This is a genomic window from Salinispira pacifica (assembly GCF_000507245.1).
Classification (GTDB): Bacteria; Spirochaetota; Spirochaetia; order DSM-27196; family Salinispiraceae; genus Salinispira; species Salinispira pacifica.
Genome location: NC_023035.1, coordinates 3,262,178 through 3,288,252, shown reverse-complemented (window position 1 = coordinate 3,288,252; position 26,075 = coordinate 3,262,178). Strand labels below are relative to the sequence as shown.

Here is a 26,075-nt window from a genome sequence, read left to right as displayed (position 1 = left end):
CTGCAGCCGGCCCGCAATTACGGCGCGGACAACCTGCACGGGCCGCCGGTCATGGTGGCGCCGCACTCCGGCGCAATTGCCCGGGCCCGGCACCGCTGGTCCGCCCGGGGCGCTCCCCGGCCCTGGTGCTGCCGGTCCAAACGTTTCGGGACTGCCGGCGCTGCCGGCCAGGTGCTTTACTGAATGTAGGCCTGGTAGCCCAGGTAGAGAATACTCACCCCCAGGACGCTGAGAAATATGATACGGACGAAAGAACTGTCCCGCTTCATTACCAGGTGGCTTCCCGTCCATGCACCGCCGATCTGGGCAAGACCCATGAGAATTCCGGGAACAATGAGAATGTTTCCCCCGGTGAGAAACACTCCCAGGGATACAATGTTGCTTGTGAAGTTCACCACCTTGGTGTGGCCGGTGGCCCGCTTGAGGTTCATGCCCGCCAGGGTGACGAATGCGATTGTCCAGAAGCTGCCCGTGCCGGGGCCGAAAAAACCGTCGTAGAAACCGATGATCAGACCGAATATGAGATAAAACAATCCCCGCCCCAGCCGTTCCTTGGATTCCACCTTCCCCAGATCCTTCCTGAGCAGCATAAAAAAGAACAGCGCAGAGAGGGCTATCGGAATTATCAGATCAAGAAAATCCGCAGACAGAAGCTGAACCGCCGCCGCACCGGAGGCCGCCCCCATGAGAGTGAAGGCGATTCCCGGGAGTATCTCCCGGATCCGAACAAGCCCCCCGTTACGGTAGCGCAGGGTGGCGGTGAGGCTGCCGAAACTGGCCTGAAGCTTGTTGGTGGCGATGGCCTGGTGGGGGGAGAATCCGGTGAGAAGAAATACCGGAATGGTGATCATCCCGCCTCCCCCGGCCATGGAATCGATAAAGCCGGCCAGAAATCCGGCAGCTGCAAGAATGAGCCCTGCCAGCACCGGCATATTGTGAATAAGTCCCTGTTCTATGAGTCCGCTTTCAATCATCGCGCTGGTATACACTCCGTGGATGGAAAATCAGCGCCAAGTATAGACCCATGGCCGTGGAAGCTCAAGGAGGGAGGCGCTCCCCCCTCCCGTCCCGCCCGTATAAACTATATTCTCAATTCCACGGAGTTCCCCGGACAAGCCAGTGGTACACACCGGTACCCATGCTGTCACGGCTGAGAAACGAGTGAATATACGAGCTATCATTATGCTGAAGGTAAATAACAGTTTCATCCTGCGGCCAGTATGAGCTGGTAAAGTAAAGTCCGTTGCCGATGCTGGTCAAGCCAGAGAAGCCCTGGGTTTCAAGCCAGGTATGCAGGTATTCCTCTCCTGCGTGGAAAAGGCTTCGGAACTCCCGGATATTCGGAACCCGCCAGTCGTTGTGACCTCCGGTCCAGGAAGCAGCGGCCAGGCCGATAACTCCTTCAAGGGTGTTGCCGTCTTGGTTTGAGGGAACCTGTTCCCACATCAATCCGGTCAGTTCGTCGGTAATGGTGCCGTCACCGTTATCGGTGAACCGCGGTTCAGGCCAGTTCACGCCCCTCTCCATATCCCCGTCATCTCCGGAAAAATAGCTGTAATTCTGGCCGGTTCCCATAACCACGGCGGGATAGCTGCTGCCCCCTCCGGGATTGGAACCCGTGGCAACGCTGAACGTTACCTCGTAGTCGGTGCTGCTGACTCCGTCTTCTGCGGTAACGCTGTAGGTAACCGTGGAGCTGAAATCCGCCGCTTCTCCGGATGCCGGATCGATGCTCGCACCTTCGGATGTGGTAATGCTGGGCACCAGCGAAGAACGGTCGCTGCCCTGGGGCAGTTCTGCACTGATGGCGGTTTCGCGGATCTCCGCCTCCACATCCGCAGAAAGCCCCGGATTGTCTGTACTTGCAAGAATAAATGAAGCTATCAGCGCTTCACTGCCGGGTTCGTCAGGAGGATCTCCATCTGCAATTACGCATGCTGATATGAGCATGAGCGCAGCAAGAATCCCCGGCAACATAACGAACATGCACACCGGGGAGAGCCGGGGGTGCCTGCATGTGTTGGACTTGCCATGCCGGGCGGATCCTGTCAGTTTCTGCAGGAGTGCACGAACCTGAAGGTTTCCGTATGTGTACCCGCACGAGCGCTACGGACCGATACAGGATTACGGGTAAAACCCACAGAGGCGAAAAGCATATTGTAATTGCTGTTACATATTATATATCAAAAAAAATCATTAACAAGGTAAATTAATATATATGTATTTCTCCGGACCATTTTCACCAAAACTGGACAGATGGGCGGAATCAGGGTATTTTCTGTTGTTATGAATACAGAAACATTACAAAAGTACGCAGAGCTGGCCCTGAAAGTGGGGCTGGATTTTCAGAAAGATCAGTGTCTTCAGATTGGAACAGGCGTTGGAACATATGAATATGCCCGTGCCATCGGGAAAACGGCCTATGAAATGGGTGCGAAGTATGTGCGCATCGTAGTGTCAGACAATGAGCTCACCAAAAGCCGGGCCGAGAACACCTCAAAGGAAAACCTGAGTTATATTCCCCGGGATCTCATAGAGGGCGGGAAGATGCAGCTGGATGAGAGCTGGGCCCGAATCAGAATTGACAGCACCGAAGAACTGGATGTGCTCAAGGGTGTGGATTCCGACGCCCTGAGTGAAATGACCCGCAGCAGCCGTACGGCAATGAAATTCTTGAGTGAACAGCTGATGCGCCACAAGCATCCCTGGCTGGTGCTTGCCGCTCCGGGCCCCAAATGGGCAAAACGGATTTACGGTCTGGGGGATGACGCAAGTCAGAAGGAAATAGATGAAGCCTACCGTAAGCTGGAAGAGGTGTTCATCTCAATCCTGCGGCTGGACAAAGAAGATCCGGTTGCCACCTGGAAGGATCTGGGCCGAACCCTCAGAGAGCGGGGACTCAAGCTCAACGGCATGAAGCTGGACCGGGTACGCTTCACTTCAGGAAAAACCGATCTCACTGTGGCTCTTGCACCCACCCATACCTGGCTGGGCGGTCCCAGTCAGCTTCCCGACGGCCGCTGGTACGAGCCCAACCTTCCAACCGAGGAAGTATTCACCACCCCGGATTACCGTCGGACCGAGGGCGTGGTTCACGTGGTGAAGCCGGTGAAGGTGATGGAAAATCTGGTGGAAGGCGCATGGTTCAAATTCGAGAAGGGCAAAGTGGTGGATTTCGGTGCGGATTCCGGTAAGGATATTCTTGGGAAATTTCTCTCCATGGATGAAGGCGCATCCTATCTGGGAGAGGTTGCCCTTGTGGATGTTGATTCTCCCATTAACCGCAGCGGTATAATTTTCGGAAGCATTTTGTTTGATGAAAACGCATCCTGCCACATCGCATTGGGCGCCGGATATCCCTCCTGTCTTGCAAATGCTGACGACCTGCAAAGCAACGAAGAGCTGAAAGACGCAGGGTGCAATGTAAGCGTTCTTCACACCGACTTCATGATCAGTGATGATGAAACCGACGTGACCGGTTACACTGCCGATGGTACAGAGATGCCGATTATCCGGAAGGGCAAGTTCGTTTTATAATTGATATTTTATTTCCGGTTCCAACCACTGCGGCTGCATGTTCAGGCCGCCGCGGCGGTTCAACCGGGAGATAATGATTCAGCCCGGAGAAAAAACAAATCTGCCGGGAGATCATCAATCAGCTGAGGGTTTCAAGATAATAGCGGACCGCTCCGTCATCAGGTGCTTCGGTTCTGCAGCCTCTGAACAGTTCAAGCGCTTCCTTCTGTTTTCCCTGCCGATTCAGGAACACTGCTTTCTCAAACATTTTCCGGGTCTTCCGTTTCTGTTTCCAGATTTCCGGAGGATCGGAATTAATTACTTCAACCACATCAACCCTGTTCCCCCGGCCTTTTACTGAAAAGCTGCCGATATTCCGCAGATAAAATCCTTCGTTCCCCATGGCATGGTCCACGGCTTCCCCTGAGATGAGAATTCGGTTGGAGAAGGTTCTGGTGAGACTCTGGAGCCGGAAGCTGAGGTTTACCGCATCTGATATTACCGTGCCGTCCATCCGCATGTCCTCACCGATGGTTCCGAGCATGCAGGAGCCGGTATGAATGCCGATTCCCATCTCCAGGGGGGGCAGTCCACGGTCTTTGCGGTTGGCGTTCAAGTGATCTAGAGCCTGATGCATTTCTATTGCAGCCTGTATGGCGTTGCTTGAGTTCCCCGAAAAGAGGGCCATGATTCCGTCTCCAAGATATTTGTCCACAAAGCCTTTGTTTTTCCTGATGGCCGGCCCCATTCCGGCGAGAAAGGTGTTGATCAGATCGAACACATGTTCCGGACCGCTTTCTTCCGCAATGTTGGTGAACCCTTTCAAATCTGCAAAAAGCACCGTTAAAAATTCTTCAGAGTGATCGCCAAGATGGATATCGGTAATCTCCTGCTTTTTCAAAAATCGGAGAAATTCCCGGGGTACAAAGCGTTCCATGGCATTATTGATCTGCTGAAGCCGGGCTGAGAGGGTTTCAGAGTCTTGTAGGGCGCGGGTTGTTCTTCTGCTGAGATTCAGCGAGAGGATGAGAATAAACAGAACCATGCCCAGGCTGGAAAGGCTGGGAACAGGGAGCAGCAGAATGGTTTTGATGATATCGAACACTGCTGTAACTAAAAGAACCAGAAAGCCCAGGGCAAAGGTCCCCGAGAATGGTTTTCTTCTGATGAGCGCAGTAAGCACCACTCCGCTTAATCCCAGAGCGATAACCAGAGAAAACAGCTGGAACGGGAAGAGATAGGAGGTGAATGTGAAGGTGGGGCCAATCAGTACCAAAGCGCTGTAGGCAAGCGATCCCGCTGCTGAAGCCCAGGCCAGAACTCTGGAAAGTTTCCCTGGGTAGGTGAAATGGACATAGAGGGTGACTGCCATTATAGAGATGCTGAATGTGAGGAAGTTCAGCCTCATTACCGGTGATATCCCGATCCCGGGCAAGAGCAGGGTGAGTGGAAAGGTATCGACCACCAGTGCTCTGAGCCCCAGAAAAAGGGAAAGGACGGCGAACCAGAGCGGGGCCGGCTCCCTCCGCCGGTAGAAGAAGAGAAACAGATGATACACCGCCATAATTCCCAGAATGCCCAGGAGAAAATAATTCATGGCCAGAGTGGAATGATAATGAGCGTACACGCGGGAACGGGGGCCGATAATCAGATTGTCTATGAGTCCGCCGTTCACCGTATCGTAATTGGACATATGAATAATCAGTTCCACCTGATCAGCGGGTTCCAGTGCGGAGCTGACTCCGCTGTTCCAGGCTCCCCGGGCGAACTCTGCCGAGGATGCCGGACGTCCGATGGATAGCAGGTTTTCTCCGTTCCAGTAAATTCTCGCAGCTGATCCCACTTCCCGGTGCTCCAGATGCAGGCTTTCGGCGGGGATGCGCCGGGGCAGGAGAATGGTGAGACGGTAGCTTCCGAAATTCCGAGGAGCAAAGCCTTCCCCGTTCTCCCAGGAGGCCCCGCTTCGGATAAAGCGGTCCGGATTTCGGGGGGATCCCGGCTGAAGAAAATGCTTTTCATGAAATTCCCACTCCCCCCTGAGGGAGATGAGTCCGCTGCGGGAAAAATCATAGTCCCGGAGGTCAAGAACCCCATCCTCCGCCCGGATATCTCCGGTTTTCGCGCGGTTGAGTTCAGGATCTTCAAGAATTCCTGCCGAAAAAAGAAAACTTGTATTAGAATACAGGAGGAAAAACACTGTAATGGCAATTATCTGATGTGGGGGCCGCTTCATGGAATGTCCCTGCCTTCAATTGATGTTGAGCAATACCTGCAGATTATACCATAATGTTCCTATTGGATCATCAACAGGTGGAAGATATGCAGCACGACAAAGTGAACGTCTCAAGTTTCTTTCAAGTGAGTGAAATTCTTTTTTATCTGACGAATCTTTTCATATTCATCGGGTTGGTGCAGTACACCGTCAGGGATATGCAGAATGTGATGATTCCCCTGGGAATAGCCGATCTTGTGGTGATTATTATTCAGGTGCTTCTTCTAATCCTGGTATTTGCAGGGGTGATTAACCGCAACACCGCCATGGCGGCACTTCTCTTTCTCAGTATCTTTCTTTTTCAGCTTTCCGCCGTTGTGAACAATAATCTCGGGGGCAACGTTGATCTCCAGATTGCCATTACCACATTTATAAGTCTTCTGTTCGCCTCCCTTGCGGCATTTACGGTCAGCAAATATATGGCCCTGGGAATCGGGGCGGTGAATTTGTTGTTTTTTATCGGTACCTCTCTCTATTATGAGAGTGCCAGGATGATGAACGACCTCGTGTTCTTCACCACCATCATTCTGGGCTATACCATTGCCATGTATTATTACCGGCATTCTCTGGAGAGTCTGGCGGAGAGTCTCTACGATTCCTACAGACTGGTAAAAAAGCAGAAGATCGAGCTTGAACTTCTTAAAGACAAGGCGGAAAAGATTAATGAGGTGAACCGTCCCTTTGTGGTGTTTGGAAAGAACACCAGCGGATTGATCCATGACTTCAAGAACGATTTGGGAACACTGGGAGCCAGCGGCCAGCTTCTGAAAATGAAAATACGGCAGAATAAGGCGGTTACTCTGGAGGATATTGAGGATCTGGAGGAACATATCGGGCGGATTGACAGCCGGGTGGAGACGATTAAATATGTTGTCAGCGCCTCCAATCACCGGGACATGGAAGATATCCCCCTGAAGCGGCTGATCAATGCCACCCTGTATCCGTTCCGTCTCACCGCCGATTTGAAAAACCGGATCATTTTTGATGAACTGGTTCACGGAGAGCCGGAGGTTCGTGCATCCCGTTACCGCCTGGTGCAGATTCTGGAAAACCTGATCCGCAATTCCTGTGAAGCCATCGTGGATGAGCAGGACCGCCGCCAGCTGTTTGAAATCGAGGATGAACGGGCGGATATCCCCGAGAGCATCGAAGAGATGCTCCAGAACCAAGAGCGTCTCGGGAAGGTACGGGTTGAAGCCCGGCCCGTCGAAGCCGCAGTACTGCTGGCAATAGAAGATAACGGTCCGGGCTTTTCCATGTGCAGGGATTGTGAAAGCAGTAACTGCATCGATTGCATGGAATTTGAAATCGGCAAAACCACCAAGGACTACGGCAGCGGTCTGGGATTGGTGAGCGTAATAGAGGCGGTATCGGCGATGAAGGGTGCCATGCGTATCAGCGCAGTCAAACCCCAGGGCGCAAGGGTGGAAATCCTCCTGCCCCAGGAACCTTCACGGCCCCTGTCGCAGGAGTTTGTTGTGAGTATGGGATTCAGCTCTCGTATTCGCGGATAGCCCAGAGCGCAGCAAGTATGACCAGATCAAGGCTGAAGGGTCTCAGCCATGCGAGAAGGTCTCCCGGGGGAAAGCCGTTCAGGAAGTGATTTATCACCATTACCACCGCCCATCCGATTACAATTACGAATTTGAGAAGGCTCATGGTTCCGGCCTTTATCACACTGAATAAATCTAGCAGAAGCAGAACACCGAAAATGAGTTCGGCTATGGCGATGATAAGCAGCATGGTTTGACTGCTTCCCCCGAACACTGAATTAAGGGCACGGGTCACTTCATTTACCGGCGAGTCATAGTTCGCCAGTGCAAGAACGCCGCTTACTATCATAAAGATGGCAATGGCCAGGGTAAGAAGGGTGAGACTGAATCTTCGGTCTTTGCTGGACATGATTCCTCCTGTTGGATATCTATTAAGCATTGTACGATTCCCCGCAGGGTATCACAAGCACAGATTAATGCAAAACATTCACAGCCCCCGGAGTCGGCGATTATTCCCGGGGCCCATGAGGATCAGAATATGAAAAAAGAATTTCCCGGCTCAAAATCAACTTTGCTCCGATATATCGATACAGCCCATTCCTTCCGACTGAGACTTATCCCCGGGTCGGCCCTTGGCGAGTCCCTTGCAGACGCCCATGGGCTGGGGGGGCGGGTTCGGGAGCTCTTCATTCAGGCCGTCCATGCCACGGCGCTGCTGTCCGCCGATTTGAAGCAGACAGTGCGGATGGTGCTCCAGGCCAGATGGGATGATGCCGGATTTTCCCTGGAAGGGCATTGGGACGGCCATGTGAGGGGATACATCAGAGGGGCGGATCTGCTGGAATACCGTGTTGCAGAAGATCCTTCAATGGCGGGAAGCATGTCCATCATCCGGCTTATCGGTTCCCATCCCGGATATACCGGCTATGCCGCCATATTCGGATTTAATCTTCGTTCAGCCCTGGAGGGGTATTTCCAGAGCTCGGAACAGCGGGAAAGTCATTTTCTGTTCCATGATGATTTTTCCGCCATGATAGAGGCCATGCCCGGAGAGGACCTGTCCGGAGATATCAATCTGAAACAGATCCTGGAAGAGCTTGCCGTGACAGTGAAGAACGCAGATATCAGTGACCCCCAGGGGCTGGCCGATCTGGTAAACCGGGACCAGGAGCTGAACCTTGAGTTTCTGGGGGGAGAGGCCAAGGATATTTTCTGTCCCTGCAGCCGGGAGAAGATTTCCGCTTACTTGCAGGGGCTGGATGGGGAGGAGCTTCGCTCCATGCACCGGGAAGGGCCCTGGCCGGTGAAGGTCAGCTGTCACAACTGCGGCTCGGAATACTCGTTCCAGCGGGATGAAATTGAAACATTCCTGAACAACCGGGAATCAGATCAGTGAGATCCCGCCGCCGATCAGCACCCCTGAGGTGAACAGAAGAAAAATTCTGCTGATTCCCTGCATGGATGGACCCTTCCGGCTCTGTATGAGCCCCGAGCGAACCATGCGGCCATAGATGACCAGGGAAGCTGCCCCGGCCGCCAGTACGGGAAGTGCCGCAGCCGGCTGCATTCCCCCCACGGCTGCAAAGCTGAACCAGGTCTGCAGGCCGAAGGCTCCCAGTACCAGCAGGAGAATAAGAACTGCCGAGGCTTTCCGGCCGATGAGGATGCTCAGGGTTTTCCTTCCCGCCTTCCGGTCTGCTTCAAGGTCGCAGCTGTTGTTTACGGTGAGGATTGCAGCGATGAGCATGGTGGATGGCAGTCCCGGCAGCATTTCCCCGGGGCTCACTGAGCCGTCCTCCAGAACCATCCGTACAATAATAAAAAGAACCATTCCCAAGAAGCCGCCGGCAAAAATTTCCCCAAAGGCCGTGTGGCTGATGGGTCTGGGACCGCCGCTGTACAGAATTCCGGTGAAGAAACTCAGAATGCCCAGAATCAGCAGGGGCCAGCCCACCAGATACACCAGGTATATGCCGATAATCCCCGCTCCCGCGAAGAGGGCCGCGGCAGTGAGGAAGGCAGCCCCCGGGGCTACTCCCTGGTACACCAGCACCTTCTCCTGTTCCCTTTCCAGCTCCCGGCTGTCCACACCCTTGTAATAGTCGAAAAAACTGTTGAATGCAGTGGTTCCCATATCGACCATGAGCACCGCCGCAAGAAGCAGAAGCAGCCTTCCGGGGCTGACTGCCGTGTCGCCCAGAAATATATACATACATGCTATGAAAAACGTACTCAGAGATACGATCTTGGTGCGTATTTCCACAACGGATAGAAATTGTTGAAATGTCATACTCTGTTATTCATCTTCTGAAGGCATTTTGTCAATTCTTCGGAGAGTCATGAATGTCGTACATGTCATGAATGGAAATCTATACCGTATGCCCCATTTTGATTGTTCTACTAATTTCTGTATTGATCGGGGTCATATGAAGGTGTAGAGTGCAAATTATACAGTTCAGACCAATTTACAGCGTGCCGGGTATTGCCTGACTCCCGGCATGGGCGGCATTGACCCCTGCAACCCGCTGCCGGAATATGAAGCCGCCGAAACCTGAGCTGAAATTCTGAAGCACCCGGGGGAAGATGTGAAAAACAAGAATACTCAAGGCCTTTCTGTGAAAACGCTTATTTTAATTTCCGCAGCGGCGTTTATTCTGATATCTGTGGTGACGGTACTCTTTTCGCCCCGACTCGCTGCGGAGTTTTATCCGCTGCCCGAGGATCAGGGATCAAGCTGGTACTACTGGCAGCTGGATGAGCCGGGTGCGGCCGGCCGGATCGCCGTATGGAGCGGATATCTGCTCCACCAGATTCTTGTATGGGGCATTTTCTTTGCAGCCCGCAGGGAAAAAACCCGGGCGGTTGCTTCAGGGGAACGGGAGCCCCCGGTTGATGCTCCCTACAGCAATCCCGGAAGCACCATGGCCGGGAAGCATCAGCTGTGGATGACGGTGGTGAATGTATTCTTTGTGGCTCTGCATCTGCTGCAGACTCATCTATGGTATGACGGACTTGCCCAGGATGTGCCCATCTGGACCAGTCAGGGCTCGGTTATTGTGATGCTGGTTCTTATTCTGGTCATGGAGATGCCCCGCAGGGGATTGTTCTTCGGCCGCTGGCAGCATGTACCTGCTTCCCTTCACCGGGTTTTTCGAAACTGGCACGGACCGTTTATTGCCTGGGCACTGGTATATACGTTCTGGTTTCATCCCATGGAGGGGAACTGGGGACTGATGAGCGGGTTTGTGTACATGTTCCTGCTGTTTATTCAAATGAATGTTTTCGGAAGCCGTGCACACAAGCGGCGAAGCTGGGTGGTGGTTCTGGAGTCCTTCGTGGTGGTGCACGGTACGCTGATCAGTCTGTATAAAAACCTGGATGCCTGGCCGCTGTTCTTTTTCGGATTTCTTTTCATGTTTCTTATCACATATATGCATACCTGGACGCTCCGTCCTGTGGTACAATGGCTGATTGGCGCGGCCGGGCTGGCTGCGCTGATCTGGGTGTATTCGGTGCCCAGGGGATGGGAACACGTATTCGAGATCAGTTTCATTCCCATGGCCCTGTACGGCGGGGCGGTTGGTCTGTGGCTTCTGGGGGCGGCGGCTGAACGGCTCCGGCAGAATTCTCCCCATTTCCGCCGAATTCGCTGAGGACCATCCGGTCTGCCGAAGAACCATTTCTCCTCATCATATTCGGGATCTGAATACCAGGATCCCGGTGCAGAAAACCCCTGTTTTTAAAAACTACATTTATGTAGCTCGAAAATTGTATTCCAACATTTCTGAAATATTCTGCCCTATAATTATTGCTCACTTTCAAGACCTATGCTAATTTAGCTATGAGGCTATCTTTTCTATTCTAAGGAGGAAATTCATGAATAAGCTTCTTGTCTTACTTCTGATTCTTGCAGCAGCATTCAGTCTGGTACTGGTTAGCTGCGGCGGAGAAGCGGAAGAAGCACAGGTCGAGGAAACTGCGGAAGCGGTTGCCCCCGGTCTTACTGTTATTAACCGGAATTCCGGTTGGGAAGTCGGCCAGAAGGGCGGCGAACTTGTGCTCGGTCAGCTGGGATCAGGACCCAAGTCCTTCAACCCCGTGCTTGCCGAAGAAACCAGCTCCACCGACATTACCGACTATATGATCTCCGATGCTCTGGTTCAGCGTGATCAGCATACTCTGGAATGGGCGCCCGCTCTTGCAGAGAGCTGGGAAATCTCTGACGACGAGAAAGTCCTGACCCTTACTCTTCGTGACGACATTTTCTGGTCCGACGGCGAACCCATTACTGCGGAAGATTTCGAGTACACCATCAACAACATTATTTACGATGAAGGCGTACAGACTTCCACCCGGGACTCCTATACCGTGGGCGGCGAACTCACCGAATGGGTTGCACTGGACGAAAGAACCCTGCAGATTTCTGCAGTCGAAGTGTATGCGGGTCTGCTGAACATCGCCAATAGTTCTGCGGTTCCCAAACACATTGTAGAACCCCTGATTGAAGAAAACGGTATTGAAGCATTCAACAACCTCTGGGGTATTGATGCGGATCCCACCACCATTCCTTCTTCAGGTCCCTGGGTGATCTCGGAATATATCGCCAACCAGCGCATATCTTTCGAGCCCAACCCATACTATTACAAGACCGATGCCGAAGGTACACAGCTGCCCTACCTTGAGCAGATTACCTTCCTGTTCACTCCCGACACCGACACCATGCTCCAGCAGTTCCTTGCGGGCACCGTGGATGTGTACGCAGTCCGGGGTGAAGACTACTCCGTTCTTGTGGAAGAAAAGGAAAACCTCGGTTTTGAAATGTATGAAGTGGGAGCTTCAACCAGCACCAACTTCATTACTTTCAACCAGAATCCCGACGAAGACGGTCCGGAAAACGACGGCGATGCGGGACTCACCGAGCCCAAGCTGACCTGGCTGAGCAATCAGAGTTTCCGGGAAGCCATGGCTCACCTTGTTGACCGCCAGACTTACATCAATAACATCGCATTCGGTTTCGGATATCCTCAGTACAGCTTCGTTCCCCGGTTCAGCCCCTATTACTGGGAAGGAGCCGATGAAGCTGCACTCAAGTATGACCCCATTGCTGCTGCGGAACTTTTGGACAGCATCGATTACATCGACCGTGACGGTGACGGTGTGAGGGAAGACCCCGAAGGCAACCCCATCGCACTCAACCTGGCTACCAACTCAGGTAATCGAGTACGGGAAGATATTATCACTGCGTTCGCACAGGAAGCTGCAAACGTGGGAATTCAGATCACTCCCCGCCCTGTGGACTTCAACGAACTGGTTAACCAGCTGGTAGCAACCTACGACTGGGACATGATCCTCATCGGTCTTACCGGTTCTGTTGACCCCATCAGCGGCGCAAACGTGTATCCCTCATATGGTAACCTCCACATGATCGAACCCAACCAGGAAAGCCCCCGTCGTGACTGGGAAGCCCGGGTTGATGAAGCATGGAAAGAGGCGAACGAGACCACCGATGAAGCACAGAGAAAATCAGGTTGGGAAAAGATCCAGCGCGAATGGCTTGAAAACCTTCCCTGGGTGTTCACATACAATCCCCTGCTGATGTCTGCCTACGATGCGGACCTGGGTAACGTATTTCCCCAGCCCATCAACGGCTATGGTGCAATTGGTATCTCCGAATACCTGTACCGGAAATAAATGCTGACTGCCGGGCATCGGATGATGTCCGGCTGTCAATTTTTCCGAATATAGGAAAACGCGCCGGCTCAAAAATTGCCGGCGCGCTTTTTTACCTTTGAGGCATGTATGAAAGTTAAAACACAATTCGACTGGCGCCTTACGTTTATTATCGATGTGGTCATCGTCCTGGGTCTGGTATTCACCGGCCGGGGAATTATCGGCGCCCTCTTTATTTCACAAATATTTATGTGGCTGGTGCGGCTTTATTGGATCAATCAGGCAATGCTGCGGTATATTTTACGCCGGCTGCTTCATATGATACCCATTCTGCTGATGGTTATCGCTCTGGGTTTTGCACTTCTTCAGTTGGCCCCCGGGGACAGTTTTACCAGACTGTATCTTCAGCAGGACATTAATCAGGAAACAATCGACCGATTTAGGGCAGAATTTGCTCTGGATAAGCACTGGACCGTCCAGTTTTTCCGGTATGTCTGGAACGTTCTCCAGGGTGATTTCGGCTTCTCCGCAGAATATAAAATCGGCGTTTTTGAAATGGTTCAGCAGAGAATGTGGCCCACCCTGCTGCTCAGCGGTACGGCGCTGATTTTCAGCTGGGGATTGAGTATTCCCATGGGGATCATCGCCGCCACCAAGCAGTATAAATGGCCGGACCAGATAATATCAGTATTCGCCTTCATAGGACTGGCAATACCCAACTTTTTCCTGGCCTTTCTCCTGCTGTATTTTGTTACTGCAACCTCCCAGGGCATTCCGGGGACCTGGCTTCCCATCGGGGGGATGACTTCAGTCAACTTCACCTCCATGGGTCCCATCAACCAGTTCTTCGATGTGCTCTGGCATCTGATCCTTCCCCTTTTCGTACTGGGAACTTCGGCCATGGCGGGACTCACCCGTATTATGCGGGCGAATATGCTTGAGATTCTGCATCAGCAGTATATTGTTACCGCCCGTGCCAAAGGCCAGTCGGAACGGATTGTGGTGTTCCGGCATGCGTTGAGGAACGCCATCAACCCCATGATCACCATTCTGGGTTTTCAGATCGCCAATATACTCAGCGGTGCGGCCCTGACAGAAGCGGTGCTCAGCTGGCCCGGACTGGGGCAGCTGGTGCTCCAGGCCATCCTGTCCCAGGATATGTTCCTGGTGATCGGAATTCTTCTGTACAGTTCAATATTGCTGGTTATAGGTAACCTGATAGCCGACATTCTTCTGGCGGTTACCGACCCGCGGGTGAGGGTAGGATAATGAGAGATTATAAAAACTACATACATATATGCCTGGCCCCGGATACGGAGGGCGGTTCAGCCGGAGAACCTCTGGCCCGGACTCCCAATCCCGACTCCGTTCCTGCAGAAAACCCGGATGCGGTAAAAACCACCCGGGAAGGAATGAATGAGAAGCCGGAATCCATGTGGGCCAACTACATCAGACGGTTCAGAAAGCATACCCTGGGTAAAATCGGGCTAGGAATTCTCGGCTTTCTGTATTTCCTTGCAATCTTTGCCGATGTGATATCTCCATACACCATGACATGGGGAGATAAAACCAAACCCTATCATGCTCCCAGCGGAATACGCTTTATTGCTGAAGATACCGACGGGGAAGGCAGCAGATTCAAGCCCTATGCGTTTGAAGAGGTGATAACCAATCAGGCTCTGAGAACATACGAGCCCATTCCTGAGCACAGTCTCAGGGCGGTGGGAATTGAGAGCAGGCTGGGTGTAAATGAAATGCGTGTGTACGGATTATCCGAATCCGCATCCAGACGGCAGAATGAAGTTCTCGCCGGTATCCTGCGCCACTACCGAATTTCCACCAGCAATCCCCTGGCCGATGAGATCAGGGATGCAATCGCAGAAGCTGAGCGGAATCCCGATCCCAATGCCCGTGTTGAAGTGGACCTTGGAACCGTTGAGCTGAATAACGTGCAGGTGGCGGTGCATTTCATTCTTGCCAAGGGGAACAAGAACTTTCTCACATTTTTCAACCGGGGCGTTCCCTACGAATTTCTGGGAATGTTTGAAACCAACGTGCATCTGTTCGGTTCCCGGACCGGGGGCTATTTTCCCTTCGGAACCGATAAAACCGGCCGGGATCTCCTGAGCCGTCTGCTGCATGGTTCACGGATTTCCCTTTCGGTGGGAATTTTGGGTTCTCTGATCACCCTTGTTCTGGGGCTGGCCATCGGGGGTACCGCCGGGTACTTCGGCGGCTGGGTGGACAATGTGCTCATGCGCCTTTCCGAGGTGGTGATCTCAATACCCAGCCTGTATCTGCTGTTCGCCTTGCGGGCTGCACTGCCCACGGACCTGGACAGTACGCAGGTGTACCTGATCATCGTTATGATTCTCTCCCTCACCGGGTGGGCTACGGTGGCCCGTGTTATCCGGGGGCAGGTGCTTTCCATCAAGACCGAGGATTTTGTGCTCAGCGCCCGAACCATGGGATTGAGCAAACCGAAAATTCTGTTCCGTCATGTACTCCCGAACACCATGAGTTATGTGATTATTCAGCTTACACTTTCCATTCCCGGCTACATTCTGGGAGAAAGTGCACTGAGTCTTCTGGGGCTGGGTATTACCGAACCACAATCCAGCTGGGGTCTCATGCTGGCGGTAGGACGGAACTTCCGGGTAGTCAGGGACTTCCCCTGGATACTGATCCCCGGATTTATGATATTCCTGTCCATTCTTGCCTGGAACTTCTTCGGCGACGGTGTGCGGGATGCTCTTGATCCAAAGAGTAAGCATTAAAGAGGGTTATGTATGAAACCATTATTAGAGATCGAAAATCTACGAACATATTTTTTTATGCCCGGATACGTTGTCCGGGCAGTCGACGGCATCTCCTTCACGGTACACGAAGGAGAAACTGTGGGAATAGTCGGCGAGTCGGGATGCGGAAAGAGCCAGACATCCATGTCTGTTATGGGTCTGGTTCCCTCCCCTCCGGGCAAGATTGTTGACGGCTCCATAAAGTTCCGGGGAAAGGATCTGACAACTCTCCCGGAGGATGATTACCGGAAGATACGGGGAAATGATATTTCCATGATTTTCCAGGAGCCCATGACCAGTTTGAATCCGGTTTTCACCGTGGGCTATCAGATTACCGAGGCTCTCATGCTTCACCGGCAGATGACCGAAGCGGATGCCATGCAGGAAGCCGAACGGCTGCTGAAACTTGTGGGTATGTCAGACCCCGGGGAACGGCTGAAAGAATACCCGTTTCAGCTCTCCGGAGGACTGAGACAGCGGGTGATGATCGCCATCGCCATGGCCTGTCAGCCCCGGCTGATGATTGCAGACGAGCCCACCACCGCCCTGGACGTTACCATTCAGGCCCAGATTCTCCGGCTGATGAAAAACCTCACCGAAGAGCAGAATATGGCTACCATGTTCATTACCCATGACCTGGCGGTGATCGCAAGCTTCACCAAGCGGGTGATCGTGATGTACGCAGGGGTGATCGTTGAGGATTCTCCTGTCATGGATATCTTTGCCAAACCTCTCCATCCCTACACCCAGGGGCTTTTGGGATCCATTCCCGTACTGGGACAGGGTGCACGGGACGATATGGGCAAGCGTCAGCTTCTGAATGCAATTCCCGGAAGTCTGCCCGATCCGAAAAATATAACCCGGGGCTGTAAGTTCGCCTCCCGCTGTCCCAAAGCCATGAAAAAATGCTGGGAAGCCGAGCCGGCGCTGGTGGAAACCGAAAAGGGCCGGAAGGTGCGCTGTTTTCTGTACAATGATGAAGTGCGAGAGTCGGGGTCAATTATCGATCTTGACAAGCTCACCGAATTGGGCGGAAAGGCTTGGCGGAAAGAATATGACCGGCACAATAATAAAAAAAGTAAAAAAGCGGAGGCCAGGAAGTGAGTTCTCAAAACACATATGACGATACCGTTCTCAAAGTCCAGCGCCTTGAGAAATATTTCCCCGTGAAGGCCTCGTATTTTTCCACCACCAGTCTGAACCTGAAGGCGGTGGACGGAGTCAATTTTGATGTGAAAAAGGGCGAAACCATGGGGCTCGTGGGAGAGTCGGGCTGCGGGAAGACCACCGTTGGACGCTCGGTGCTCCGCCTGTATGAACCCAATGAAGGCAGGGTGTACCTCCATCCCCAGCAGTCTGTGGTTGAATCCGTGGACGAAATGGACCTGGAACGCCTTGCCATTCAGACCGAATATGAAGAACGGAAACTGAAGGGCGAAAGCGAAGGCGCACTGAAATCGCTGAAAACCAAAATGCGCCAGTTGAAGCGAAAAGCCGACGAAACCGCCCGGGACACCGATATTCTCAGCATGAACGGCGAAAGTCTGAAACAGGCCCGCCGTCAGATCCAGATGATCTTCCAGGACCCATGGGCCAGCCTGAATCCTCACATGATGGTGAAAGACCTTATTGGCGAGGGACCCAAGGAGTTCGGCCTTCATCGGGGGAGCAGCCTGGATGGCTGGGTCATGGAGCTTCTTGATCGTGTAGGTCTTCCCAATGCTGCAGCAAACCGCTATCCCCATGAGTTTTCCGGCGGACAGCGGCAGCGTATCTGTATTGCCCGGGCCCTGGCCCTTACTCCATCTGTGGTGGTCTGCGATGAACCGGTTTCCGCCCTGGATGTTTCCATTCAGGCTCAGGTGCTCAATCTGCTTATCGGTCTGCAGCAGGATTTTGATCTCACCTATGTGTTTATTGCCCACGACCTGAGTGTGGTAGAGTACATCTCTGACAGGGTGGCGGTAATGTACCTCGGCAAGATGGTTGAAACCGCCAACTCCAAGCAGCTGTACGGCCGGCCCCGGCATCCTTACACCCAGAGTCTGCTGTCGGCGGTGCCCGTGGCGGATCCCACAGTTAACAAGGAAGAAATCATTCTCGAGGGAGATGTTCCTTCCCCGGTGAATCCCCCCTCAGGCTGCAGCTTTCACAACCGCTGCCGCTATAAGACAGATATCTGCACCAAGGTGACGCCGATTCTTGAAAAAGATGAGAACGGCCATAAAATAGCCTGTCACAACCCTCCCAACGGCTGATTACCCGGAGGTGTTCAGGGTGAATTTCAGGCCGGCAACAGCCATGTGCGCCGGGCGGCGTTTTCACAACCCCGTCCGGCGGCCTGTTCTTCCGTCAATGCCGGGAAATATTCCGGCCTCGCGTAACATCCGGGCCCTTCGAAACATCCGGGCCCTGCGAAACATCCGGGCCCTGCGAAACATCCGGGCCCTGCGAAACATCCGGACACAAACGCTGACACTCATAATTGCCCAATTTGCAATTTAGAGTGCACCAAAGCTTGTAAAAAACTTTCACCGCAGTCCGGCCGATACGCTCCGAAATATCGATCCGGAATCCAGCCCGTTTTCAGGTCTACAACCAGCCCTGACCGCCCCGTCTCTCACACTTCAGCTCAATCACACCCACACATGAAACGGCAGCCTGCGGCCTGATGGAATCCCCCGGTTTCGCCATCCAAGCAGCCAGGTCATTTTCTCATGCTCCCATAAGTTGCACTTGTTCAGGAAAACTCTCCTGTTCCAGTGTTTTCTGATTACCTCATGAAGCTTCCATCCCGGAACGCCAAGCTGTTCTCCTCTGGTCTTCCAGTTTCCTTTTCTCTGATCCCGTACTCTCCGGGGCATGAGATAATTGTGCACCATCTGATAAATGCTCAGCCGCACCATCATTGCGGCAGGAGATCGGGCGAACTGTACCGACTCCCGCACGTGGTTCGCCTGATCTTTGCGAAACTGCCGGTCCACATAATTCACCGGGAACAGCCGGTTTGACGGGGTGCGCGGCAGGGTGGATGAATGCTGACGATGATGTATCCGGGACCTGCCCTCAGGCACCTTCGAAAGGGCCCGAACATACGCCTTGTGATAGTCGGTATTCAGCGTAACATCCGGTATGTCTTTATCTTTCATGTATTTACACAAGTGGGTAAGGATGGACTGGACCGATTTCTCAACGGCATTTCCCGGAGCCTTGCCCAGGGTTTGCTCCAAGTCAGTTCGCTTCTGCTTCTGTTTATCTGTCATCTGTCCTTTACGCCTCAGCTGGGAGTAGCCCATTGCGTATATCAACTCTGAGCCGCTTCCCACCAGGATATTGATGTTGTTGGGGAAGAACTGACTCACGCTGAAGGATTCAAAGCCGTCCAGGGCGAACTCATCTTCCGGCTTGATCAGATTGCGCATATCAGAATGGATGGCCAGAAGCACCCGGCAGATGCGCTCGTATCTGTTCTGGATCTGCTCATAGCGCATACCGGTGAAGCGGGTCATGTTGCCCTGTCCGCTGGAAGAGACAAGCTGGCGGATCAGCGGGATGTAGTCCACCGGTTTTTTCACGTAGTAGTCCATGCGGAATGTCTGGAGGGAAAAGGTCTTTCCGCAATCCTGACAGCGATAGCGGGGAACTCTGCCGAAGGCCTTGGTGAAGTAGCATCCATGAAACCTGAACCATGACTGATCATGGGGTTTCTGGTCTGCAAACCGGGGGCAATGGGGGTTTGAGCAGTGGGGGACCGGGCTGTGGTGAGTAAAATCAAGGGAATTTGTGCTGAATTCCGTCAACAGTCTGGTAATGTATGGTTGTAATGTGTTCATAAACCATACACCGGAAAAGAATTACTGCTGCTTGAATTCGCTGTGTTTTTTTACAAGCTTTGGTGCACTGAATTTGCAATTGTGAACTCACAGAAAATTTGCTATGATGCCATATGATTAAAATACGCAGCAGAATCCAGGAAGGATACGATAAAAACGGTGATTTCGTGGTGCAGCGCAAGCGGATCTCCCGCATCTTCAATGCAGTCCTGCTGGTAATTCTCAGCGGAGCTGTGATTACCGCTGTGGTAAGCGAATCCACGGTGTTTAACACCGGGGGAATTATCATTTTTACCCTGGTTTTTGCAGTCACCCTGTTCAACACCGGGGAAAACAAGATCTACCGTTTCTCCCGTCAAAACGGCACATTTATCCTCATACACAGTTTTCTGGCTCTTCCCTTGAAAAAGATTGAACTGCCCCTGTCTGCCATCAGTTTCGTGGCCCTGAACGGTGTGGAATTTGATCTTAAATCCAGCCGCCGACAGAACCCGGGAATCTATAAGCTCCAGGTTGTTATGAATTTGGAAAAGCTTGAGGATAACCGGGATGAAGTGGACAGCCGAATTACCATCGAAGATTCAACTGCTGCGGAGGAGTTGGATGCAAGCGGCAGGGCTCTCGCCGGATTTCTGGGGGTGGACTTTAACTCGGATCTTCGCCGGGACTAGGGTAGACCGGGATATGCAGGGTGAATGCGGCTCCCTCCCCGGGATCAGATTCCAGATCAATTGATGCGCCGATCTTTTTCGCAAAATCCCTGCAGATTATCAGGCCGATACCTGTTCCCTTTTCTTTTTCAGTTCCTGCGGTTGTGGGATTTTTATCGATGTGAAAAAGGTCGTTTTTTACCTCAGGATCTATTCCCGTGCCTTCATCCTGCACGGTTATGCACGCGCATCCCTGTTCTTTCATGGAGCTTACGGTAATGGTCCCCCCCCGGTAGCTGAATTTAATTGCGTTGGTAATGAAATTCCTGATAATCAGCCGAACCAGGGTTTCATCGCTTACTGCGAATAGTGCTGGATCAACCCTGTTATCCAGAGTCAGCTCCTTATATTCCAGACCGTTAAGAATACCGTTTTCTATTTCCTGGATGACGCTGTAGAGATGGATTTTCGCATATTTCATGCGGAATTTTCCCCGCTGATTTCTGGACCAGGTAATGAGATTGTCAAATAAATCGTGGGTTTCCGACAGCCCGTAGCTGAGACTGTGGAGATGACGCTGAAGCTGGGGGTTCTCCATTCCCTCGAGATCGGCACTGAACAGCTCGTACATGTTCATCAGGGATGAAAACTGATTCCTCAGCTCATGGGCAATGATGGACAGCACCCTGTCTTTCACGCTGATAATCGAATTGAGTTCCCGGGTTCTGTTGATCAGTTTGAGATGGGTCTGCACTCTGCTGAGTAATTCGTATCGATTAAAGGGTTTGGGGATGTAGTCCACCGCACCCAGTTCGAATCCCTTCACAATGGATTCGTCATCTCCTTTTCCGGTTATGAAGATTATCGGGATCTCTTTGGTGGCCTCGTCGCTCTTCAGCCTTCTGCACAGGGCGAAGCCGTCCTCCCCGGGCATGAGAATATCAAGCAAAATCAGATCCACGGAACCGTTGCGCGCAATGTCCAGACCGTCCGTAGCGTTAAAGCTGCTTATGCACACAATTCCCTGATCTTCCAGAATGAGGCGGACAAGTTCCACAATTTCCGGCACGTCATCAATTATCAGCACCTGCATTTGATTCTGAGAAATTCTACGCCTCCTTGGATCTCCACGCTTCGTCTCTGTAAACCAGTATAGGATTATCGAATCCCGGATGCAAACTGTGCCCAAGCAGAAAATTAATCCCGGCCTTCAGAGAGTATCTGGCATCACACCCCGGATGTCCATATAATTGAAAGTAGAAATACTATTCCACATCCACATCGGGAGGACCTGTGCACATTCTGCTTGCAGAAGATGAAGCCATCAACAGGCTGTATATCCGCAATCTCATCCGAAAAAAAGGCTGGAGCGTTCACGAGGCGGCAGACGGGGAACAGGCCTTGAAAGCATTGGAGAACGAACGCTTCGATCTGATTCTCCTGGATCTGGGGCTGCCGAAAAAAGACGGCTATGAGATTGCCAAGTCCGTACAGGAACATGGACTTGATGTCAAAATACTTGCGGTTACCGGCTATGATTATCCGGAAGACAGGAAAAAAATCAGGGAAGCAGGCATGCATGGGCTCATCCCCAAACCGATTCAGGAACATTTTTTCTATGAGGAAATCCAGCGGGTTTGCCCATAGCTGCGTCCAGGGGGGGCAGATTCTTCTTGTTACACATCGGTGTATTCTGTATTGTAGAGACATGAATATTCTTGCCTTTGACTTTGCCGCATATTTCCGTCAGCTGATGCGGAATCTTTTCCACGGACCGGACACCAGGTATCGAACCCATACCGCCCACACAATATGGACACTCAGTATGATCTTTGTGTTTCCTGTGTATGAACTGGCTATCTGGCTATTTTATGCCCTTGATCGAATCACCCGTCCGGCAATCCGGAAAAAGGAAGTGAAGAAACCGGTATTTATTATCGGAAGTTTCCGCAGCGGTTCCACTTTTCTCCAGCGGATGATGGGGAAGGATGTTGATACCTTTTCCTCGGGGACAACATGGGAAATGATGTTCGCACCCAGTGTAAGTGCCAGGAAACTGGTCAGGGGTATTTTTATTGCAGACAGATGGTTCGGCAGACCGTTGCGCCGACTTCTTTCCTGGGCTGAGGGAAAGGTCTTTCATACAGAAACATCCCATACCATGGGCCTGATGCATCATGAGGAAGATGAGGCGTTTTTTATCCATACATACGCAAGTCCATTTGTCTTTTTTGTGAATCCGTTTCTGGATGAAGCGGTGAAATTCTATGAATATGACCGGCGGGAAAATACGCGCCAGAAGCGGCGGGCAATGAGATATTACCGGGCGGCAATTCAGCGGCATATGTTCGCGCATCCCGAGTCCCAGTATTACCTGTCCAAAAGCCCAACCTTCAGCTCCCGGGCGGCCAGTCTGCTGAAGGAATTTCCCGATGCCCGCTTTGTGTATCTTGCCAGAAATCCTCTGGATGTTCTCCCGTCCCTCATGCGCTGGTTCACCGAGGTGTGGAATTCAATCGAAAAACCGGGGATCCGTTTTCCCTACCGGGATTTTGTGGTGGATTTTGTTCATCACTGGTATGTGGATACCCTGAATGAGCTTGAGAAATTCCCCCCTGACCAGGTGAAAATTGTTCCCTACGATGATCTGGTGGCAGATCCGTTTCATACGGTTGAATCCATCTACTCCTGGCTGGAAATTGAGATGCCGTCGGAGTACCGTGAGGTACTCTCACATGAGAAAGCCAGAGCCAAAAAAAATTGGAGACCCAAGAATCACAGTTTAGAGATTGACGGGTTCACCACCGAGGAAATCTATGAGCGCTTTAAACCGGTGTTCCATCGTTTTTCGTTTTCTCTGGAGTAGGGAATCGCCGGATTACCGACGCTTTCGGATTACCGGTAATTACCGGCAAAATCTCTTTTTCCCCCGGTCTTTCCGTGAGTATATTATACCCTAAAAATGTTCTGGAGGAGCATTATGATTTTAGAAATAATTCTGAATGTTGCCATTGCAATCGGAGCCTTTGCATTTATGGAATTTGTGGCATGGTTTACCCATAAGTATATTATGCACGGTTTCCTGTGGGTTCTTCACAAGGATCATCATGTGCCACACAAGGGAAAATTTGAATTGAATGATCTGTTCGTTGTCTGGTTCGCAACTCCTGCCATACTGGCGCTGGTATTCGGCATCCGCTATATGATCTGGCCTTTGATCTCTGCAGGTATCGGAATTACTCTTTATGGCATCGGTTACACGCTTTTTCACGATGTGATGTTCCACAAACGGATCAAATGGCTGAAAATTCCACACAAGAGTCCCTACTTCCAGAGAATTATTAATGCACACAGATCCCATCATAAAACCACAAAGAAAAACCCCACTGAAGCGTTCGGTTTTCTGTGGGCTCCGAAAAAGTATGAAGTCAAGAAGTAAGCAGTTTGCATTATGATATTCTTGTCATCGGCGGGGGTCCGTCGGGACTGATGACTGCGGGCAGAGCAGCGGAGTATGCAGCAGAGTGCGGACTGCCTGCCCCGAAGATCTGCATTCTTGAGGCTAATCCTGAACCTGGAAGAAAGCTGGTCATTTCAGGGGGCGGCCGATGCAATTTTACCAATGTACAGACAGATATGATTGCCCTTGCCAATTGCTACGGCCGTGAAGGGAAGGCTCTCATATCGCCGTTCCGCCGTTTTTCACCCAATGACTGCATATCCTTTTTTGAGAATCAACAGGTGCCGGTGAAAGTGGAAGCAGAGAACCGGGCTTTTCCCCGAAGCGATGATTCCCGGAGCATTCTTGAAGCATTATTGGACTACATCCGCCAGGGAAGGGTTGAGCTGAAGCTGGAGACAAGGGCAGGGGCTGTGTACCGTGACGATACGGGATTTCGAATCGACTGCGGAAGCCAGACATTTCACGGTACCCGGATCATTGCCGCCTCCGGCGGGTTTGCCCGGAAGGATACCGGCTCAGACGGTTCGGTATTCCCCATGCTTCAAGCCCTGGGGCACACTGTTCGCACTCCCGATGCAATTCTGGTTCCTGTTGAGGTAAAAGAACGGCGGGTGAGCAGGCTGATGGGGGTGAGCATTCAGGATTGCGGAATCAGTCTGTATCTGGAACCCCCGACAGGTGAAGCAGGAAAGCTCCTGGAGAAGCGCAGGGGAAAACTGCTGTTCACCCATTTCGGTCTCTCAGGACCGGGGATACTGAATCTCAGCGCCCGGCTGGGCGAACTTGAACAGGAGTACCGGGATGAACTGTCCACAGGGCACACCATCCGGATAGAGCTGGATATGTTCCCGGGAAGAGACGAAGGCGAGCTGGACAGGAATGTGGTGAAGCTTCTGGGCGCCGCACCGAAAAAGCTTGCCGCCAATATCCTGGATCCCCTCTATTCCAGACGCTACCAGGAATTTCTTCCATCACAGCTCCAATCCGCACTGGAAGGAAGGGGCGGGGAGTTTTCCCGGCAAAACCGCAGACAGCTGGTGCATGCCATGAAACGGCTCAGTTTTCACTACAAAAGAAGACTTTCTCCGGATCACGCCGTGGTTGCCAGAGGCGGCATTCCGGTGAATGAGGTGGATTTTCGCCGCATGGAGAGCAAGAAGGTTCCTGGTTTATATATTATTGGTGATATGCTGGATATTAACCGCCCGAGCGGAGGATACTCACTTCAGCTGTGCTGGTCCACAGCCTGGACTGCAGCTGAGTCAGCAATTAATGCCTCACGGTGGCAGAATACTGACCGCTGATGCATACTTATCAACAGGAGGCATCAACATGAACAAAATACTTCCCTTGGGAAACCGGAATTTCCGGCAAATCATAATCGTTGTCCTGACAGTTTTTCTCCTGTCGTCCTGTTTGAATGTTGTACAGACTGTTGAGGGGGATGAGACGGCCACCAGAACCCGAATCAGAATGACGTTCAGCAAAGCTCTGGTTGAGGGGGCGGCATCAATGACCGGCGAGCAGCCGGATTATGGTGATCTTCCGGATTTTACCGGCGAGGAAGGGTTGGTGAATACCGATATTCCCGGAGCAAGGGTCAAAACATCCCCAATCGACAGCGAGTACGACTACGGTGTGGAAATAGATGCGGAATACGACTCCCGTGATCTTGCCGAGGCCGATCCCATGAACAGGGTGTTCTTCCCGGTTATCCGGGACAAGAGCATGACCATTCTCCTTCCTCCCAATGAGGAAAGCCAGGAGATGGATGAGATGACCATGATGTTTTTCGGCAGCGCCAAATATCAGCTGTTTATCTCCCGGGAAGCAGGACGGGAAGCCGTGGATGAGGTGCTGGTGGGAGGTGAGAAAGGTGTGGCCGCCATTATCCCCATGGACGATGTTCTGATTGTGGAAATGCCTCTCATGCTGTGGATGACCAGTACGGAGATGCTTCCGGTGGAGATTACGTTTCAATAGTTTCAGGGACCGGAAAAAAATCCTCTACAATTGATGAAATTCCGGCTACAATAATCTTTATGAAAATTATCAGAATATTTTATCCGGCTGAAATCAGAGACAATGAAATGCAGAGCCTTCTTGATTCCCGGCTTGAGGAGATCAAGCGTGAAGGTGAGGTGAATCTTCTTACCGTTATCGAAAACGGCGGTAAAACCAATCACGTGAAGAACAGCATTCAGCGGCAATTCTCCAAGAGCGCTGGACCCCATGTACACAAGTCCGCCGTTGTGGGAGCCAGCGGAATGATCAAAGTGGCCCTGGCGGGGGTGAAGATGGTCACCGGACGCAAGATTCAGGCTTTTGAAAGTGAAGAAGATGCCATGAAGTGGCTGTCTGAAGATTGAGCTTCAGCAAG

The 26,075-nt window shown here is 52.1% G+C and carries 23 protein-coding genes; 16 read left to right on the top strand and 7 right to left on the bottom strand.

Annotation, left to right across the window (positions count from 1 at the left end; translation table 11 throughout):
* Positions 1 to 176: 176 nt before the first annotated feature.
* Positions 177 to 974, bottom strand: a complete 798-nt coding sequence (locus L21SP2_RS14400) for a TSUP family transporter (protein ID WP_024269309.1) — start codon at positions 972 to 974, stop codon at positions 177 to 179.
* A gap of 115 nt (positions 975 to 1,089) precedes the next feature.
* Positions 1,090 to 1,986 (bottom strand): Lcl C-terminal domain-containing protein, encoded by an 897-nt coding sequence (locus L21SP2_RS14395; RefSeq protein WP_081719649.1) that lies wholly within the window; start codon positions 1,984 to 1,986, stop codon positions 1,090 to 1,092.
* 300 nt (positions 1,987 to 2,286) lie between these two features.
* On the opposite strand from L21SP2_RS14395, the gene L21SP2_RS14390 reads away from it, so the two are divergent.
* Positions 2,287 to 3,537 carry an aminopeptidase gene (locus tag L21SP2_RS14390; protein WP_041403235.1) on the top strand — a complete coding sequence of 417 codons (1,251 nt, stop codon included), beginning with the start codon at positions 2,287 to 2,289 and terminating at the stop codon, positions 3,535 to 3,537.
* Positions 3,538 to 3,655: 118 nt separating this feature from the next.
* On the opposite strand, the gene L21SP2_RS14385 is transcribed toward L21SP2_RS14390, so the two are convergent.
* Complete coding sequence (locus L21SP2_RS14385; RefSeq protein WP_024269305.1) at positions 3,656 to 5,749, bottom strand: adenylate/guanylate cyclase domain-containing protein; 2,094 nt, start codon at positions 5,747 to 5,749, stop codon at positions 3,656 to 3,658.
* Positions 5,750 to 5,835: 86 nt separating this feature from the next.
* On the opposite strand from L21SP2_RS14385, the gene L21SP2_RS14380 reads away from it, so the two are divergent.
* Positions 5,836 to 7,302 carry an ATP-binding protein gene (locus L21SP2_RS14380; RefSeq protein WP_041401646.1) on the top strand — a complete coding sequence of 489 codons (1,467 nt, stop codon included), beginning with the start codon at positions 5,836 to 5,838 and terminating at the stop codon, positions 7,300 to 7,302.
* Here the strand turns inward: L21SP2_RS14380 and L21SP2_RS14375 are convergent.
* Positions 7,280 to 7,690, bottom strand: a complete 411-nt coding sequence (locus L21SP2_RS14375; RefSeq protein ID WP_024269303.1) for a hypothetical protein — start codon at positions 7,688 to 7,690, stop codon at positions 7,280 to 7,282. The two genes, L21SP2_RS14380 and L21SP2_RS14375, sit on opposite strands and share 23 nt — an antisense overlap.
* Before the next feature lie 129 nt (positions 7,691 to 7,819).
* Here L21SP2_RS14375 and L21SP2_RS14370 point away from each other — a divergent pair, with 129 nt between their 5' ends.
* Entirely contained in the window at positions 7,820 to 8,677 is an 858-nt protein-coding gene (locus L21SP2_RS14370; RefSeq protein ID WP_024269302.1) for an Hsp33 family molecular chaperone HslO, read from the top strand.
* Here the strand turns inward: L21SP2_RS14370 and L21SP2_RS14365 are convergent.
* Positions 8,666 to 9,571, bottom strand: a complete 906-nt coding sequence (locus L21SP2_RS14365) for a prenyltransferase (protein WP_024269301.1) — start codon at positions 9,569 to 9,571, stop codon at positions 8,666 to 8,668. The genes L21SP2_RS14370 and L21SP2_RS14365 overlap by 12 nt on opposite strands.
* Before the next feature lie 295 nt (positions 9,572 to 9,866).
* On the opposite strand from L21SP2_RS14365, the gene L21SP2_RS14360 reads away from it, so the two are divergent.
* The 6 genes from L21SP2_RS14360 (at position 9,867) to L21SP2_RS14335 (ending at position 18,007) form a co-directional block, all read left to right on the top strand.
* A complete protein-coding gene (locus L21SP2_RS14360; protein WP_024269299.1) occupies positions 9,867 to 10,934 on the top strand; it encodes a hypothetical protein in 1,068 nt (355 codons plus the stop codon).
* Positions 10,935 to 11,157: 223 nt separating this feature from the next.
* On the top strand, positions 11,158 to 12,972 hold the full coding sequence (locus L21SP2_RS14355) for an ABC transporter substrate-binding protein (RefSeq protein ID WP_024269298.1): 1,815 nt from the start codon (positions 11,158 to 11,160) through the stop codon (positions 12,970 to 12,972).
* Positions 12,973 to 13,080: 108 nt separating this feature from the next.
* Complete coding sequence (locus L21SP2_RS14350; RefSeq protein ID WP_024269297.1) at positions 13,081 to 14,220, top strand: ABC transporter permease; 1,140 nt, start codon at positions 13,081 to 13,083, stop codon at positions 14,218 to 14,220.
* Positions 14,220 to 15,728, top strand: coding sequence for an ABC transporter permease (locus L21SP2_RS17600; protein ID WP_024269296.1), 1,509 nt, complete (start codon positions 14,220 to 14,222; stop codon positions 15,726 to 15,728). Before L21SP2_RS14350 ends, L21SP2_RS17600 begins: the two co-directional genes overlap by 1 nt.
* A 12-nt stretch (positions 15,729 to 15,740) precedes the next feature.
* Positions 15,741 to 16,853, top strand: coding sequence for an ABC transporter ATP-binding protein (locus L21SP2_RS14340; protein ID WP_024269295.1), 1,113 nt, complete (start codon positions 15,741 to 15,743; stop codon positions 16,851 to 16,853).
* Positions 16,850 to 18,007 carry an ABC transporter ATP-binding protein gene (locus tag L21SP2_RS14335; RefSeq protein ID WP_024269294.1) on the top strand — a complete coding sequence of 386 codons (1,158 nt, stop codon included), beginning with the start codon at positions 16,850 to 16,852 and terminating at the stop codon, positions 18,005 to 18,007. Before L21SP2_RS14340 ends, L21SP2_RS14335 begins: the two co-directional genes overlap by 4 nt.
* 378 nt (positions 18,008 to 18,385) lie before the next feature.
* Here the strand turns inward: L21SP2_RS14335 and L21SP2_RS14325 are convergent, their stop codons facing one another.
* On the bottom strand, positions 18,386 to 19,582 hold the full coding sequence (locus tag L21SP2_RS14325; RefSeq protein ID WP_024269292.1) for a hypothetical protein: 1,197 nt from the start codon (positions 19,580 to 19,582) through the stop codon (positions 18,386 to 18,388).
* Between the two features lie 113 nt (positions 19,583 to 19,695).
* Here L21SP2_RS14325 and L21SP2_RS14320 point away from each other — a divergent pair, with 113 nt between their 5' ends.
* Positions 19,696 to 20,253 (top strand): hypothetical protein, encoded by a 558-nt coding sequence (locus L21SP2_RS14320; RefSeq protein ID WP_024269291.1) that lies wholly within the window; start codon positions 19,696 to 19,698, stop codon positions 20,251 to 20,253.
* On the opposite strand, the gene L21SP2_RS14315 is transcribed toward L21SP2_RS14320, so the two are convergent.
* Positions 20,228 to 21,325 carry a hybrid sensor histidine kinase/response regulator gene (locus L21SP2_RS14315; protein WP_024269290.1) on the bottom strand — a complete coding sequence of 366 codons (1,098 nt, stop codon included), beginning with the start codon at positions 21,323 to 21,325 and terminating at the stop codon, positions 20,228 to 20,230. The two genes, L21SP2_RS14320 and L21SP2_RS14315, sit on opposite strands and share 26 nt — an antisense overlap.
* A gap of 200 nt (positions 21,326 to 21,525) precedes the next feature.
* Between L21SP2_RS14315 and L21SP2_RS14310 the strand changes: the two genes are divergently transcribed.
* The 6 genes from L21SP2_RS14310 to L21SP2_RS14285 all read left to right on the top strand — a co-directional run bounded on the left by L21SP2_RS14310 (position 21,526) and on the right by L21SP2_RS14285 (position 26,064).
* Positions 21,526 to 21,879, top strand: coding sequence for a response regulator (locus L21SP2_RS14310; protein WP_024269289.1), 354 nt, complete (start codon positions 21,526 to 21,528; stop codon positions 21,877 to 21,879).
* A 61-nt stretch (positions 21,880 to 21,940) separates the two neighbouring features.
* Complete coding sequence (locus L21SP2_RS14305) at positions 21,941 to 23,098, top strand: sulfotransferase family protein (RefSeq protein ID WP_024269288.1); 1,158 nt, start codon at positions 21,941 to 21,943, stop codon at positions 23,096 to 23,098.
* A gap of 114 nt (positions 23,099 to 23,212) precedes the next feature.
* Positions 23,213 to 23,671 carry a sterol desaturase family protein gene (locus L21SP2_RS14300; protein ID WP_024269287.1) on the top strand — a complete coding sequence of 153 codons (459 nt, stop codon included), beginning with the start codon at positions 23,213 to 23,215 and terminating at the stop codon, positions 23,669 to 23,671.
* Between the two features lie 5 nt (positions 23,672 to 23,676).
* Positions 23,677 to 24,999, top strand: a complete 1,323-nt coding sequence (locus tag L21SP2_RS14295) for a BaiN/RdsA family NAD(P)/FAD-dependent oxidoreductase (RefSeq protein ID WP_024269286.1) — start codon at positions 23,677 to 23,679, stop codon at positions 24,997 to 24,999.
* Between the two features lie 28 nt (positions 25,000 to 25,027).
* A complete protein-coding gene (locus L21SP2_RS14290) occupies positions 25,028 to 25,678 on the top strand; it encodes a hypothetical protein (RefSeq protein ID WP_024269285.1) in 651 nt (216 codons plus the stop codon).
* A 59-nt stretch (positions 25,679 to 25,737) separates the two neighbouring features.
* Positions 25,738 to 26,064 carry a SpoIIAA family protein gene (locus L21SP2_RS14285; protein ID WP_041401642.1) on the top strand — a complete coding sequence of 109 codons (327 nt, stop codon included), beginning with the start codon at positions 25,738 to 25,740 and terminating at the stop codon, positions 26,062 to 26,064.
* Positions 26,065 to 26,075: the final 11 nt, after the last annotated feature.